The following is a 13475-nucleotide window of genomic DNA, read 5'->3' as shown; positions in this document are numbered from 1 at the left end:
ATGCCTTGACTTCAGAACCCCGGCAGAGGCCTTCTCCTCTCAACTGTTGCACTTCGAGTGTGAATCCACCTCCTGGCCTTCGCCAGGACGACGATTGAGGGTGGGGCTGCCACCGCGGTCAACGGATAGAGAGTGAAAATGACCTCACCCCGCGCCTTTGCCCATATCGACACTTGGGTGTTCGACCTCGACAACACGCTCTATCCGCACCACGTCAATCTGTGGCAACAGGTCGATGCGCGGATTACCGAGTTCGTTTGCAACTGGCTGAACCTGACACCGGTGGAAGCGCGCAAGATCCAGAAGGATTATTACCAGCGCTTCGGCACCACCATGCGCGGCATGATGACCCTGCATGGCGTCCGCGCCGACGACTATCTCGCCTACGTCCACAAGATCGATCACTCGCCGCTGGAGCCGAACCCGGCGCTGGGCGAGGCCATTGCAGAACTGCCGGGACGAAAGCTGATCCTGACCAACGGTTCGGTCGATCATGTCGATGCGGTGCTGGCGCGGCTCGGCTTTGCTGGGCATTTCGACGGCGTGTTCGACATCATCGCCGCCGACTTCGAGCCGAAGCCGGCGCCGCAGACCTACCGCAAGTTTCTCGCCGACCATTCGGTCGATCCGACCCGCGCCGCGATGTTCGAGGACCTCGCCCGCAACCTCACCGTCCCGCACGAGCTCGGCATGACCACCGTGCTGGTGATACCGGACGGGACGAAAGAGGTCGTGCGCGAGGACTGGGAGCTGGCGGGCCGTGACGCCGCCCATGTCGACCACGTCACCGATGATCTGGCGGGGTTTTTGGGCAGGCTGTTGCATTGAACGGTAGCCCGGATGGAGCGCGAGCAAAATCCGGGGCTTTGTTGCGGTGAGACCGCCCCGGAATGCGCTTCGCTCCTTCCAGGCTACGGTCTTCGCGGGTGATGACACCGAACCAAGCTTGACTCCGTCCCCCCAAATCCCGAAAAAGCGCTCCAAATCACCGCAAATTCCCGCCCGCCTCTGAGGAAATCCCGATGTCCCTGTCCGCCCTCGAATCCACCATCAACGGCGCCTTCGACGCGCGCGACGGCGTCTCGACCTCGACCAGGGGCGAGGTCCGCGACGCCGTGGATCACGCGCTGGAGATTTTGGACAAGGGCGAGGCCCGCGTTGCCGAGCGCGGGGCCGACGGCAAGTGGAAGGTCAATCAGTGGCTGAAGAAGGCGGTGCTGCTCTCGTTCCGCCTCAACGACATGGGCGCCATTCCCGGCGGCCCCGGCAAGGCGGCCTGGTGGGACAAGGTGCCCTCGAAGTTCGACGGCTGGGGTGAGAACCGCTTTCGCGACGCCGGTTTCCGCGCCGTCCCCGGCTCCATCGTGCGCCGCTCGGCCTTCATCGCCCGCAACGTCGTGCTGATGCCGTCCTTCGTCAATCTCGGCGCCTATGTCGATGAATCCACCATGATCGACACCTGGTCGACCGTTGGCTCCTGCGCGCAGATCGGCAAGCGCGTGCACATCTCCGGCGGCGTCGGCATCGGCGGCGTGCTCGAGCCGCTGCAGGCCGAGCCTGTCATCATCGAGGACGATTGCTTCATCGGCGCGCGCTCTGAGGTCGCCGAAGGCGTGATCGTGCGCAAGGGCGCGGTGCTGTCCATGGGCGTGTTCCTGGGTGCGTCGACCAAGATCGTCGACCGCGACACCGGCGAGATTTTCATCGGCGAAGTGCCGGAATATTCGGTCGTCGTTCCCGGCGCACTGCCCGGCAAGCCCATGAAGAACGGCCAGATCGGCCCGAGCACCGCCTGCGCCGTCATCGTCAAGCGTGTCGACGAGCGCACGCGCTCCAAGACCAGCATCAACGAGCTGCTGCGGGACTAAGACTCTTCTCCCTCTCCCCGTTCTTACGGGGCCGCGACGAGCTTCGCTCGCGCTGAGAGGGTTGGGGTGAGGGGCCTCTCTCCACGGACGAGATGTCCGCGAGACCTGTACCCCCTCACCCGGATCGCAAGGGCGATCCGACCTCTCCCCGCAAGCGGGGCGAGGTGAAAGAAGCCCCTTGCGGCTCCTCATCGAACCCACCCTCCCCCAATCTCGACCAACATCCGGGCGACCTCTCCCGCCCGGAGCCTTTGGCATGGACTGGACCTGGTATCTGTTCCGCTTCGATGGCCGCATCAATCGCGCCTTGCTATGGCAGGCGCTGCTGATCGTGATGCTGCTGGTTTGCATGCTCGGGATGATCGACCAGGCCATCAAGGTGCAGAACGGGGCCGCAACTTTCGCCTTCAACTTCAAGGTCGACTTCGATTTCGGCGTCGACGACATCTTCAACGTGGTCGATCCCAGGGCCTACCGTCAGCTGGCAACGGCCGATCGCGCGACCCTCATCCTCAAGGTGCTCGGCACTTCGCTGTTCCTGTGGATCTACCTCGCAACCGCGACCAAGCGGCTGCACGATCGCGACCGGAGTGGCTGGTGGCTGGTTCCGTTTTTCGTCGTGCCCGCGTTGTTCGACCAGTTCTCGGACCTGCTGCCGACCGAATCAAACTGGGTTGTTGCCCTCGCCTGGGCCATGCACATTCCGTGGTTTTGGGGCCTCGTCGAAATGTTCGTTGTGCCCGGCACCTCGGGCGACAACCAGTTCGGCCCCGATCCGTTGGCCGAAGTTGAGGATGGCTCCGCATCCGCCCCGCTTGCGGCGAAAAGCTGGGACCAGCAGAGCGAGATCGAATTTGTCCCGCCCAGTGCTAGCCCACCCGGCGGCATGCATGTTAAGCGGGGCGTATGACCGATGCTCTCTCGATTGCCCGCGATCTCATCCGCTGCCCCTCGGTAACCCCTGAAGATGCCGGTGCGCTGGGCGTGCTTGAAAAAGCCCTCAATGCGGCAGGCTTCACATGCCACCGCGTGACCTTCAGCGAGCCCGGTACCGCCGACGTCGACAATCTCTATGCGCGGATCGGCACTGACGGGCCGCACATCACCTTTGCCGGCCACACCGACGTGGTGCCGCCGGGCGACGAGAGCGCCTGGAGCGTCGGCGCGTTCTCGGGCGAGGTCCGGGACGGCTTTCTACATGGCCGCGGCGCGGTCGACATGAAGGGCGGCATCGCCTGCTCGGTCGCCGCGGTGCTGGAGCATCTTGCCGCGAACGACGGGAAGCCGCGCGCGGACGGACAGGGCTCGATCTCCTTTCTGATCACCGGTGACGAGGAAGACGTCTCTATCAACGGCACGATCAAGCTGTTGAAATGGGCGGCGGAGCGCGGCGAGAAATTCGACCATTGCGTGCTGGGCGAGCCCTCCAATGTCGAGACGCTCGGCGACACCATCAAGGTCGGCCGCCGCGGCTCGCAATCCGGCACGCTCTACGTCGATGGCGTGCAGGGCCACGTCGCCTATCCGCACCGCGCCGCCAATCCGGTGCCTGATATCGCGCGGCTGATCGTGGCGATCTCCGACGAGCCGCTCGACCATGGCAGCGCGCAGTTCCAGGCCTCCAATCTCGAATTCACCTCGGTCGACGTCGGCAATACGGCCAATAACGTCATCCCAGGACAAGCCCGCGCAAAATTCAACATCCGCTACAACGACAATCACACCCAGGCGAGCCTGCGCGAGCTGGTCGAGACGCGGCTGACCAAAGCCTGCGGCAACCGCATCCGCGCCCGCATCGTCTGGGAGCCCTCGAACTCGAACGTGTTCGTGACCAAGCCCGGCCCGTTCACCGAACTTGCGGTGTCCGCGATCGAGGAGGTGACGGGCCGCAAGCCGGAGCTATCGACCTCAGGCGGCACCTCGGACGCGCGCTTCATCTCGAGCTATTGCCCGGTGATCGAATTCGGCCTGGTCGGCCAGACCATGCATCAGGTCGACGAACGCGTGCCGGTTCAGGATCTGGAGCAGCTGACGAAGGTGTATCGCGGGATTCTGGCGAGGTATTTCGGGTAGGCTGTGAGGCTATCTCGCTGCCGCCAATCACTCCGCCGTCATGCCCGGGCTTGTCCCGGGCATCCACGTTCTTTGCGACCGCGAAACAAAGTTCGTGGATGGCCGGGACAAGCCCGGCCATGACGGCAGTGGCGGGAGCTCAGGCCCGCCTTACTCGACAATCGTATCGTAAAGGTCCTTCCATTCGGGATTCTCCTTCAGGATTAGCCTCACCTTCCACGTCCGCGACCAATGCTTGATGTTGTGCTCGCGCTGGATTGCGGTTTGGATGTCCTCATAGCGCTCGAAATAGACTAGCAGTTTGACGCCGTACTTCTTGGTGAAGCCTGGCACGAGTCCATTTCGATGCTCGTACACGCGACGAATAATGTCATTCGTCACACCGACATACAAAATGCCGTTGGCCGCGCTCGCCAGGATGTACACCCATCCCCCATGCATGGTCGCATGTTGACGCACGTGGATGGCCGGGACAAGCCCGGCCATGACGCCTGTGGCGGCATCACACTCTAATAATCCACCTGCATCAGATACAGCCCGTCCGGCGGGGCGACGATGCCGCAGGCGGCGCGGTTGCGCGCGGCGAGCGCTGCGGAGAGATCGTCGGCGGTCCAGCGGCCTTCGCCGACCCACATCAGCGATCCCACCATCGAGCGCACCTGGCTGTGCAGGAACGAGCGCGCCGAGGTGAGAATATTGATCTCGCGCCCGTCGCGCACGACATCGAGCTGATCGAGCGTCTTCTCCGGCGATTTGGCCTGGCACTCGGTATCGCGAAACGTGGTGAAATCGTGCTTGCCGAGCAGGCGCTGTGCCGCCGCATGCATCGCATCGGCATCGAGCCGGCGCGGCACGCGCCAGGCGTGGCCGACATCGAGCGCGAGATTGGCGCGGGTGTTGACGATACGGTAGCGGTAGTGGCGCTTCACGGCCGAGAAGCGTGCCTCGAAACTATCAGGCACGATGTCCGCCTCGAGCACGGCGATCGGATGCGGGCGCAAATGCGCGTTCAAGCCGTCGCGAAAACGACCCTGCGGAAACTGCTTGTCGATATCGACATGCGCGACCTGGCCACGCGCATGCACGCCGGCATCGGTGCGCCCGGCGCCGTGCACGCGTGCATCCGCGCCGGTCATCGCCTTGACGGCAGCCTCCAGCGCGCCCTGCACCGAGGGCAGCGTCTCCTGCACCTGCCAGCCGAAGAACGGCGCGCCGTCATATTCGATGATGAGCTTGTAGCGGGGCATCAGGCCAGCCGCATCGGCGGCTTGAGCGGCACGCCGCGCAGGAAGTCCGCGGCCTGCATGCGCGCCTTGCCTTCGCGCTGGAGCTCGATCAGGCGGATTGCGCCCTCGCCGCAGGCGATGGTGAGGTGATCGTCGAGCACCTCGCCGGGTGCGCCCGCGCCTTTCGCCAGCTCGCAGCGCAGGATTTTTACCCGCGCATTCTCAAGCTCGGCCCAGGCGCCGGGAAACGGCGACAGGCCGTGGATATGGCGCAGCACCTCGCGCGCGGGCCTGGTCCAGTCGATCCGCGCTTCGGCCTTGTCGATCTTGGCGGCATAGGTGACGCCGTCCTCACTCTGCTGCTTGAGCTGAAGCCCGCCGCGGGCGAGCGCGGCCATGGCGCGCACCATCAGATCGGCACCGAGCCGGGACAGACGATCGTGCAGATCGAGCGCGGTCATATTGTCCGTGATCGCGAGCCGTTCCGCCATGGCGACGTCGCCGGTGTCCAACCCGACATCCATCTTCATCACCATCACGCCGCTCTCGGCATCGCCGGCCATGATCGCGCGGTTGATGGGAGCAGCACCGCGCCAGCGTGGCAGCAGCGAGGCGTGCAGATTGTAGCAGCCAAGCTTTGGCGCATCGAGGATCGCCTGCGGCAGGATCATGCCATAGGCGACGACGACGGCGGCATCGGCGTCGAAGGCGCGAAATTCTTCCAGCGCCTCCGGCGTTTTCAACGTCTTCGGCGTCAGCACCGGCACGCCAAGCTTTCGCGCGGCCTCTTCCACCGGTGTCGGCTGCAATTGCAGGCCGCGCCGGCCGCCGGGCTTGGGCGCGCGCGTATACACGGCCACGATCTCGTGGCCGTGCGCGACGAGCTCGAGCAGCGTCGGCACGGAGAAATCGGGCGTGCCCATGAAGATCAGGCGGAGGGGCATGTGGCGGCGCTCGGTAAGGATGGTTTCTCCGTCATGCCCGGGCTTGTCCCGGGCATCCACGGTCTTGGCGACAAAGCAAGCAAGGCGTGGATGGCCGGGTCAAGCCCGGCCATGACGACGAGAGAGAACCCTACTCACTCCGCGCGCTTGGCGGCTTTCTCGAATTTCTTCAGCACGCGGTCGCGCTTGAGCTTTGACAGATAGTCGACGAACAGCACGCCGTTGAGATGGTCGATCTCGTGCTGGATGCAGGTGGCGTAGAGGCCTTCCGCGTCCTCCTCGTGCACCTTGCCGTCCAGATCCATGTAGCGCACCCGCACCTTGGCAGGGCGCTCGACCTCCTCGTAATATTCGGGGATCGACAGGCAGCCTTCCTCGTAGACCGACAGGTCCTCGGAGGAGGCGATGATTTCCGGGTTGATGAAGACGCGCGGCTCGGGCTTGGTCTCGCCGTCCTGGTCGGGCTTGGCGAGGTCCATGGTGATCAGCCGCAACGGCTGCGCGATCTGGATCGCCGCGAGCCCGATGCCGGGCGCGTCGTACATGGTCTCGAACATGTCGTCGGCAAGCTTGCGGATCTCCGGCGTGACCTTCTCGATCGGCTTGGAGACCAGACGCAGCTGCTTGTCGGGCAGGATGATGATTTCTCTGAGGGCCATGGCCGCGATTTAAGCCGCGCGTTCGATGCGGTCAATCCGGCCGGGAACCCCGTTAACCCTCCGCTAACCATAAAACTTCGCCTTTCGTTAACCATAAAAATTAACGGGGCATTTACACTAAATGTTCGCTATTCGTTCGTGCCGCCGAGCGAATCGGCTAGAAGCAGGAGCATGAACGAGATCATTTTCATGCTCGGCGACTGGCCGGTGCGCACCGTGGACGCGCTGATCGGCTTCGGCGCCCTGGTCCTCATCCTGATGGTGGTGATCGCCGTCGTGATCGCGCGCTCCGGGCGGCGCGGCGCGGAACTCGCGATGGCCAACGCCATCCGCGCCGACGAGCTCGAGGAGCGCATCAGCCAGATGCTGCATGCCCAGAGCGAGGCTTCGGGCCGGGTCGACGCCATGACCCAGACGCTGGCCGGCCGCCAGGCCGACATGGCGCGCGCGGTCAACGAGCGGCTGGATTCGGTGACCCACCGCGTCGGCCAGTCCATGGAGCACTCGACCCGCAACACCATGGAGAGCCTGCACGCGCTGCACGAGCGGCTCGGCATCATCGACAGCGCGCACAAGAACCTCACCGACCTCACCACACAGGTCACGACCCTGCGCGACGTGCTCGCCAACAAACAGTCGCGCGGCGCCTTCGGTCAGGCGCGGATGGAGGCGATCGTCCAGGACGGTCTGCCGAAGGGCGCCTACGAGTTCCAGTTCACGCTCTCGACCGGCAAGCGGCCGGACTGCGTCGTGTTCCTGCCCGACCAGCGGCCGCTCTGCATTGACGCGAAATTTCCGCTGGAAGCGATGACCGCGCTGCATGACGCGCGCACCGACGAGGAAAAGCGCATCGCCACGCAGCGGCTGCGCGGCGACGTCATGAAGCATGTCAGCGACATCGCCGAGAAATATCTCGTCGCCGGCGAGACCCAGGACATGGCGCTGATGTTCGTGCCGTCGGAATCGGTCTACGCCGAAATCCACGACGGTTTCGACGACGTGATCCAGAAGGCGTATCGCGCCCGGGTCGTGCTGGTGTCGCCGTCGCTGCTGATGCTGGCGATCCAGGTGATGCAGCAGATCATGAAGGACGCGCGCATGCGCGACGCCGCCGACCAGATCCGCACCGAGGTGATCAAGCTCGGCGACGACCTCGGCCGCCTGCGCGACCGCGTGCTGAAATTGCAGAAGCACTTTGCCGACGCGAACGAAGACGTGCGGCAGGTGCTGATCTCCGCCGACAAGATCGAGAAACGCGCCGGGCGTATCGAAGAGCTCGATTTCAGCAAGAGCGATGCGCCGGAAGCGCCGCATCTGGTCGCGACCGGCGCTGCCGAGCTGTTCCCGCGGAAGCTCCAGGCGGGGGAGTGACTTTCCTTACCTCGCCCCGCTTGCGGGGAGAGGTCGGATCGCCCTTGCGATCCGGGTGAGGGGGTACAGGTCTCACAACCATCTCATTTGTGGAGAGAGGCCCCTCACCCCGACCCTCTCCCCGTAAGAACGGGGAGAGGGAGAAGAGGCAGCGCTGCCAGAATCTGCTAACACCCTGCCATGACCGCACCCGACGCGACCTCACCTGCCGGCCCCGGCACGGCCCCCACTTCCTGGCGTGACAGCCTTGCCGTTTACCTGCAGCCGCGGGTGCTGATCGTGCTGTTCCTCGGCTTCTCGTCCGGGCTGCCGCTGGCGTTGTCGGGCTCGACGCTGCTGGTGTGGATGCGGGAATCAGGCGTCGATCTCAAGACCATCGGGCTGTTTGCGCTGGTCGGCACGCCCTACACGCTGAAATTCCTGTGGGCGCCGCTGGTGGATGCGATGCATGTGCCGCTGTTCACGCGCGCGTTCGGGCGGCGGCGCGGCTGGCTGCTGTTCTCGCAATTGCTGCTGATCGCAGCCATCCTGCTGCTGGCGCTGACCGATCCCGCGCGCTCGCCGTTCTACGTCGCGCTCGGCGCATTGCTGGTGGCGACGGCCTCGTCGACGCAGGACATCGTGGTCGACGCCTTCCGCGTCGAGAGCCTGCCGGAAAGCGAGCAGGCCGCCGGCATGGCGTCCTATGTCGCGGCCTATCGCATCGGCATGCTGGTCTCGACCGCCGGCGCGCTGTTCATCGTGTCGGGCTTCGAGAGCACCGGCATCACCCGCACGTCCGCCTGGATGTGGGGTTATGTGGTGATGGCGGCGATGGTGCTGATCGGGACGATCACGGCGCTGGTCGCGACCGAGCCCGAGCAGTCATTGCGGGCGGAAGCCGCGACGCAGACGCAGACCGCGTTCGCGCGCGTGCTGCACGCGGCGGTCGGCGCCTTCTCGGAATTCCTGACGCGCAAGGACGCGCTCGCCGCGCTCGCCTTCGTCGTGCTGTTCAAGTTCACCGACGCCTTCTCCGGCACGATGACCGCACCGTTCGTGATCGACCTCGGCTTCTCCCGCAACGACTATGCCGCGATCGTGAAGGGCGTGGGCCTTGCTGCGACGCTGATCGGCGGCTTTGCCGGCGGCTTCGTCGCACGGCGCTATTCGCTTGCGACCAGCCTCTGGATCGGCGGCGTGGTGCAGGCGCTTGCGAATCTCTCCTTCTCCTGGCTGGCCTTTGTCGGCACCAGCCAATGGGCGCTCGCCTTCGCCATCACCTGTGAGAACTTCACAAGCGCGATCGGCACGGTGATCTTCGTCGCCTATCTTTCGGCGCTCTGCCAGAACCCGCTGCACACGGCGACGCAATATGCGCTGCTCACCGCGCTTGCCGCGGTGGGGCGGACCTATCTCTCGTCAGGCGCCGGCTTCGTGGCTGATACCACCGGCTGGCCGCTGTTCTTCGTGATCTGCATGCTGGTGGCGATCCCGAGCCTGGTGCTGCTGGCCTGGCTGCAGAAGCGCGGGCATTTTGATGCGCTGGGGCCGGTGAGGGTTTAGACCGGCTCTCTCACCTTCGTCATTACGAGCGACTTGTCCGCCGTAGCTCGAAGAGCGAAGGCGGAAGCGAAGCAATCCAGACTGCCGCCGCGGAGACGGTCTGGATTGCTTCGTCGCAAGTGCTCCTCGCAATGACGACGCAGATAGCAGAGCTCCCCTATTGCTTCTTGATCAAACTCCACTTCGTGATCACGGCCTCGCTCATCTGGCCGGGGTCGCTGGCGCAGGCGACTTCGTCGACCTTGACCGAGATCTCCTTGCCGGCGAACGTCTTCAACTGTGCGGCCTGCGCGTCGCCGCTGGGAACGAGCTGGAAGGTTTCGGGGCCGGTCTCGAGATTGCACAGTCCGTTCGGCGGCGGCAGCCGGCGCGGCTCGGAGGTGATCTGGTAGGTCGCAACCCGCTTGCCGACGTTCTTGACGTCGCGCACTTTCATCGTGTTCAGCTCGCCCGAGAGCACCTCGCCGGCATTGATCGGCTTGCCGGGCTTCGACGGCGGCGGAGCCCCGTCGTCCTGCTGCGCGGAGATCGCCGGCGTTGCCAGCATCGTCAGCGTCGCGACCAAAGCCCATCGTGTGGCGAAAAGTTTCGTCATGTCGTCCGTTCCGTAAGTCTGGATGGCTAGAACAGGGTGCGCTGCCGCATCGCGGCCGATAGCGTACCTTCATCGAGATAATCAAGCTCGCCGCCGACCGGCACACCATGGGCGAGCCGGGTTACTTTTACGTTGGCGTCCTGAAGCAGGTCGGTGATGTAGTGTGCCGTGGTCTGGCCGTCGACGGTGGCATTCAGCGCCAGGATGACCTCATGCACCTGCGCCTCATGCGCGCGCGCGACCAGCGCCTCGATGGTGAGGTCCTGCGGGCCGACGCCGTCGAGCGGCGACAATGTCGCGCCCAGCACGTGATAGCGCCCTTGGGTGGCATTGGCCCGCTCCAGCGCCCAGAGATCGGCAACGTCGGCGACGACGACGATGATCGAGGGATCGCGCTTCGGATCGGTGCAGACCGTGCAGGGACTTTGCGTGTCGATGTTGCCGCAGGTCTTGCAGACCTGGACCTTCTCGAGCGCGACCTGCATGGCCGAGGACAGCGGCATCATCAGCGCTTCGCGCTTCTTGATCAGATGCAGCGCCGCGCGCCGCGCCGAGCGCGGGCCGAGGCCCGGCAGCCGCGCGAGAAGCTGGACCAGCCGCTCGATCTCAGGACCCGCAACAGCGCCCATATTACTGGCCGAACAGCCCCGACAGCCCCGGCGGCAGGCCGAGCCCGCCGGTGAGCGACTGCATCTTCTCCTGCATGGCGGCTTCCGCCTTGCGGCGGGCCTCGCCGAACGCGGTGACGAGCAGATCCTCGAGCACCTCGCGCTCTTCCGCCTTCATCAGCGAAGGATCGATCTTGACGCCCTTGACGTCCATCTTCGCGGTCATGCGCACGGCGACGAGACCGCCGCCGGAGATGCCCTCGACCTCGACGTTGGCGAGCTGGTCCTGCATCTCCTGCATCTTGGATTGCAGCTGCTGCGCCTGCTTCATCATGCCGAAAATATCGACCATCGGTGCTGTCCTTGGTTGGCGCGATCAATCATCATCGCGCCTTCGCTAGTTGTTTTGAGCATGATCCAATCGGAAAAGCGCTTCACGCTTTTCCGGATCATGCTCTAGAGATCGTCGCCGTCGGAACCGTCGGGCGGATCGTCACTGCCATAGTCGGCGTTAATATCGGATTCCGGCGCCTCGGGGGCAAGCCTGCGGACCTCGACGACCTTCGCACCCGGAAAACGCGACAGCACCTCGCGCACGCGCGGATCGGCCTCGGCGGTGCGCGCATGTTCCTGCTTGGCCGCCTGGCTCACCGAGCGCAGCGTCGGCTGGCCCGGCTCGTTGGAGACGATCACGGTCCAGCGGCGCCCGGTCCAGAGCTCGAATTTGCGCGCGAGATCGGAAATCATGGTCTTGGAGGCGTTGGGCTCGAGCGCGACTTCCAACCGGCCCTCCTCGAAACGAACGAGGCGCATGTCGCCTTCGAGCGCCCCCTTGGTCAGGAGGTCGCGCTTCTGCCCGGCGAGCGCAACGAGCTGGGTGAAGCTCGTGACACGCAACACGGGCGCGGCAGCTTGCGGATCCGGCGCGGGCGTTGCCATCTGCGGACGGGCACCACCGCCGCCGAACGAGGACGGCGACGATGTCGGCATGCGAACCGGAGCTGCGGACGCCACCGGTCCCGCCGGCGCGTTGCGCGCGGCACTGCCGCCGCTCACGACCGGCGAACCCCCGCCGTTCTGCTCCAGCATCTTGATCGCTTCGTCCGGCGTCGGCAGGTCGGCGACATAGGCGATGCGCACCAGCACCATCTCGGCGGCTGCGGCGGGCCGCGTCGCGGCCTGCACCTCGGTGATGCCCTTGAGCAGCATCTGCCACATCCGCGACAGCACGCGCATCGATATCTTCGAGGCGAAATCCCGCGCGCGCACGCGCTCGGTCTCGCCATAGGCGACGTTGTCGGCGGTCGCCGGCACGATCTTCACGCGGGTGACGAAATTGACGAACTCGGCGAGATCCGAGAGCACCACGATCGGATCGGCGCCGACGTCGTACTGGTCACGGAACTCCTTGAATGCGGACGCGATGTCGCCACGCGCCAGAGAATCGAAAAGATCGATGACACGGGTGCGGTCGGCAAGCCCCAGCATCTGCCTGACGGCATCGGCCTTCACGGTGCCCGCCGCATGGGCGATGGCCTGATCGAGCAGCGAGAGCGAATCCCGCACCGAGCCTTCCGCGGCCCGCGCGATGATGCCGAGCGCTTCAGGCTCGATCTCGACGTTTTCCTTGGCGGCGATGTTGGCGAGATGCTTCATCAGCACGTCGGCCTCGACGCGGCGCAGGTCAAAACGCTGGCAGCGCGACAGCACAGTCACGGGAACCTTGCGGATCTCCGTGGTGGCGAACACGAATTTGGCGTGCTCCGGCGGTTCCTCCAGCGTCTTCAGGAAGGCGTTGAACGCCGCCGTCGACAGCATGTGGACTTCGTCGATGATGTAGACCTTGTAGCGGGCGCTGGCCGGGGCGTAGCGGACGCTGTCATTGATCTGACGGACGTCGTCGACGCCGGTATGCGAGGCCGCGTCCATCTCCAGCACGTCCATGTGCCGGCTTTCCATGATCGCCTGGCAATGCACGCCGAGCGTCGGCATCTGGACCGTCGGGCCCTTCACCGAGCCATCCGGCATCTCGTAGTTGAGCGCACGGGCAAGAATGCGCGCGGTGGTGGTCTTGCCGACGCCGCGGACGCCGGTGAGGATCCACGCCTGCGGAATGCGGCCGGTCTCGAATGCATTGGAGACGGTGCGGACGACGGCTTCCTGGCCGATCAGATCGTCGAAGCTGGAGGGACGGTATTTCCGCGCCAGCACCCGGTAGGGCGTGCTGGCCTGGCCGGCGCTATCAGGGTTGGGAGGGGCGCCAGCGTCGGTCATCGGTCGATCCGCAATGAAGTGTCTTTCGGCCGGCTTTGCGGAAAGGAGCGCGCTGGCGGCCCGAGCCGCCGGCGCAATTCGCTCGGAAAAACAGGTAGGAGACTGACGAGCGACCCGATCCGGACCTCGTTAGGGCTGCTTCCTTCCGGACCTGACCCGGTTGGCGAGTGGCTCGTCCACCGCCAATCTCCCGGTCCCTATTTGGGGCCAAAAGGCCCGGAAAGCAAGCGGGTATCGGCTTGAACGGGCTGGGCTTCGTAGTGGCTTGCCCAGCATCCGGGCAATTCCCGCTCTGCACAGCCGATAGGCTGT

At 65.0% G+C, this 13475-nt stretch carries 14 protein-coding genes and 1 other RNA gene; 6 read left to right on the top strand and 9 right to left on the bottom strand.

What is annotated here, in order from left to right; all coding sequences use genetic code 11:
• Positions 1-138: 138 nt before the first annotated feature.
• From AC0L3U_RS27405 to dapE, 4 genes are all read left to right on the top strand, one after another.
• Positions 139-828 carry a pyrimidine 5'-nucleotidase gene (locus tag AC0L3U_RS27405; protein ID WP_473363911.1) on the top strand — a complete coding sequence of 230 codons (690 nt, stop codon included), beginning with the start codon at positions 139-141 and terminating at the stop codon, positions 826-828.
• A gap of 194 nt (positions 829-1022) precedes the next feature.
• On the top strand, positions 1023-1868 hold the full coding sequence (dapD, locus tag AC0L3U_RS27400; protein ID WP_247407202.1) for a 2,3,4,5-tetrahydropyridine-2,6-dicarboxylate N-succinyltransferase: 846 nt from the start codon (positions 1023-1025) through the stop codon (positions 1866-1868).
• A gap of 256 nt (positions 1869-2124) precedes the next feature.
• A complete protein-coding gene (locus tag AC0L3U_RS27395) occupies positions 2125-2778 on the top strand; it encodes a DUF805 domain-containing protein (RefSeq protein WP_473363921.1) in 654 nt (217 codons plus the stop codon).
• The gene (dapE, locus tag AC0L3U_RS27390; RefSeq protein ID WP_473363910.1) at positions 2775-3941 is read left to right on the top strand and encodes a succinyl-diaminopimelate desuccinylase; all 1167 of its coding nucleotides are present in this window, start codon (positions 2775-2777) and stop codon (positions 3939-3941) included. Before AC0L3U_RS27395 ends, dapE begins: the two co-directional genes overlap by 4 nt.
• 150 nt (positions 3942-4091) lie before the next feature.
• Here dapE and AC0L3U_RS27385 read toward each other — a convergent pair whose 3' ends face one another.
• From AC0L3U_RS27385 to def, 4 genes are all read right to left on the bottom strand, one after another.
• Positions 4092-4427, bottom strand: a complete 336-nt coding sequence (locus AC0L3U_RS27385) for a GIY-YIG nuclease family protein (RefSeq protein WP_473363909.1) — start codon at positions 4425-4427, stop codon at positions 4092-4094.
• A gap of 23 nt (positions 4428-4450) precedes the next feature.
• The gene (gene truA / locus AC0L3U_RS27380; RefSeq protein ID WP_473363908.1) at positions 4451-5188 is read right to left on the bottom strand and encodes a tRNA pseudouridine(38-40) synthase TruA; all 738 of its coding nucleotides are present in this window, start codon (positions 5186-5188) and stop codon (positions 4451-4453) included.
• Positions 5188-6111 carry a methionyl-tRNA formyltransferase gene (gene fmt, locus AC0L3U_RS27375; RefSeq protein ID WP_473363907.1) on the bottom strand — a complete coding sequence of 308 codons (924 nt, stop codon included), beginning with the start codon at positions 6109-6111 and terminating at the stop codon, positions 5188-5190. The genes truA and fmt overlap by 1 nt, the downstream gene beginning before the upstream one ends.
• Positions 6112-6245: 134 nt before the next feature.
• Positions 6246-6770: a peptide deformylase gene (gene def / locus AC0L3U_RS27370; RefSeq protein WP_007604684.1), complete on the bottom strand. Its 525-nt coding sequence runs from the start codon at positions 6768-6770 to the stop codon at positions 6246-6248.
• Positions 6771-6941: 171 nt separating this feature from the next.
• On the opposite strand from def, the gene AC0L3U_RS27365 reads away from it, so the two are divergent.
• Positions 6942-8141: a DNA recombination protein RmuC gene (locus AC0L3U_RS27365; RefSeq protein WP_247285430.1), complete on the top strand. Its 1200-nt coding sequence runs from the start codon at positions 6942-6944 to the stop codon at positions 8139-8141.
• A 180-nt stretch (positions 8142-8321) separates the two neighbouring features.
• Positions 8322-9686 carry an AmpG family muropeptide MFS transporter gene (locus AC0L3U_RS27360; protein WP_473363906.1) on the top strand — a complete coding sequence of 455 codons (1365 nt, stop codon included), beginning with the start codon at positions 8322-8324 and terminating at the stop codon, positions 9684-9686.
• Between the two features lie 157 nt (positions 9687-9843).
• On the opposite strand, the gene AC0L3U_RS27355 is transcribed toward AC0L3U_RS27360, so the two are convergent.
• The 5 genes from AC0L3U_RS27355 to ffs all read right to left on the bottom strand — a co-directional run bounded on the left by AC0L3U_RS27355 (position 9844) and on the right by ffs (position 13354).
• On the bottom strand, positions 9844-10281 hold the full coding sequence (locus AC0L3U_RS27355) for a hypothetical protein (RefSeq protein ID WP_473363905.1): 438 nt from the start codon (positions 10279-10281) through the stop codon (positions 9844-9846).
• Between the two features lie 26 nt (positions 10282-10307).
• The gene (gene recR / locus AC0L3U_RS27350; RefSeq protein ID WP_473363904.1) at positions 10308-10910 is read right to left on the bottom strand and encodes a recombination mediator RecR; all 603 of its coding nucleotides are present in this window, start codon (positions 10908-10910) and stop codon (positions 10308-10310) included.
• Position 10911: 1 nt separating this feature from the next.
• Positions 10912-11241 carry a YbaB/EbfC family nucleoid-associated protein gene (locus tag AC0L3U_RS27345; RefSeq protein WP_007597704.1) on the bottom strand — a complete coding sequence of 110 codons (330 nt, stop codon included), beginning with the start codon at positions 11239-11241 and terminating at the stop codon, positions 10912-10914.
• Positions 11242-11345: 104 nt separating this feature from the next.
• Positions 11346-13163: a DNA polymerase III subunit gamma/tau gene (locus AC0L3U_RS27340; protein WP_473363903.1), complete on the bottom strand. Its 1818-nt coding sequence runs from the start codon at positions 13161-13163 to the stop codon at positions 11346-11348.
• Positions 13164-13257: 94 nt separating this feature from the next.
• Positions 13258-13354: signal recognition particle sRNA small type (gene ffs, locus AC0L3U_RS27335), an RNA gene on the bottom strand.
• Between the last annotated feature and the right edge of the window lie 121 nt (positions 13355-13475).

The sequence above is a fragment of the Bradyrhizobium sp. Kon69 genome (assembly GCF_055807515.1).
This window is presented reverse-complemented; position numbering and strand designations above follow the sequence as displayed.

What these genes read in the sequence shown, in the direction of transcription:
- truA (WP_473363908.1), bottom strand. Translation starts at nt 5,188, where the DNA reads ATGCCCCGCTACAAGCTCATCATCGAATATGACGGCGCGCCGTTCTTC.
- AC0L3U_RS27355 (WP_473363905.1), bottom strand. Translation starts at nt 10,281, where the DNA reads ATGACGAAACTTTTCGCCACACGATGGGCTTTGGTCGCGACGCTGACG.
- AC0L3U_RS27405 (WP_473363911.1), top strand. Translation starts at nt 139, where the DNA reads ATGACCTCACCCCGCGCCTTTGCCCATATCGACACTTGGGTGTTCGAC.
- dapE (WP_473363910.1), top strand. Translation starts at nt 2,775, where the DNA reads ATGACCGATGCTCTCTCGATTGCCCGCGATCTCATCCGCTGCCCCTCG.
- AC0L3U_RS27340 (WP_473363903.1), bottom strand. Translation starts at nt 13,163, where the DNA reads ATGACCGACGCTGGCGCCCCTCCCAACCCTGATAGCGCCGGCCAGGCC.
- recR (WP_473363904.1), bottom strand. Translation starts at nt 10,910, where the DNA reads ATGGGCGCTGTTGCGGGTCCTGAGATCGAGCGGCTGGTCCAGCTTCTC.
- def (WP_007604684.1), bottom strand. Translation starts at nt 6,770, where the DNA reads ATGGCCCTCAGAGAAATCATCATCCTGCCCGACAAGCAGCTGCGTCTG.
- AC0L3U_RS27365 (WP_247285430.1), top strand. Translation starts at nt 6,942, where the DNA reads ATGAACGAGATCATTTTCATGCTCGGCGACTGGCCGGTGCGCACCGTG.
- AC0L3U_RS27385 (WP_473363909.1), bottom strand. Translation starts at nt 4,427, where the DNA reads ATGGCCGGGCTTGTCCCGGCCATCCACGTGCGTCAACATGCGACCATG.
- AC0L3U_RS27360 (WP_473363906.1), top strand. Translation starts at nt 8,322, where the DNA reads ATGACCGCACCCGACGCGACCTCACCTGCCGGCCCCGGCACGGCCCCC.
- AC0L3U_RS27345 (WP_007597704.1), bottom strand. Translation starts at nt 11,241, where the DNA reads ATGGTCGATATTTTCGGCATGATGAAGCAGGCGCAGCAGCTGCAATCC.
- dapD (WP_247407202.1), top strand. Translation starts at nt 1,023, where the DNA reads ATGTCCCTGTCCGCCCTCGAATCCACCATCAACGGCGCCTTCGACGCG.
- AC0L3U_RS27395 (WP_473363921.1), top strand. Translation starts at nt 2,125, where the DNA reads ATGGACTGGACCTGGTATCTGTTCCGCTTCGATGGCCGCATCAATCGC.
- fmt (WP_473363907.1), bottom strand. Translation starts at nt 6,111, where the DNA reads ATGCCCCTCCGCCTGATCTTCATGGGCACGCCCGATTTCTCCGTGCCG.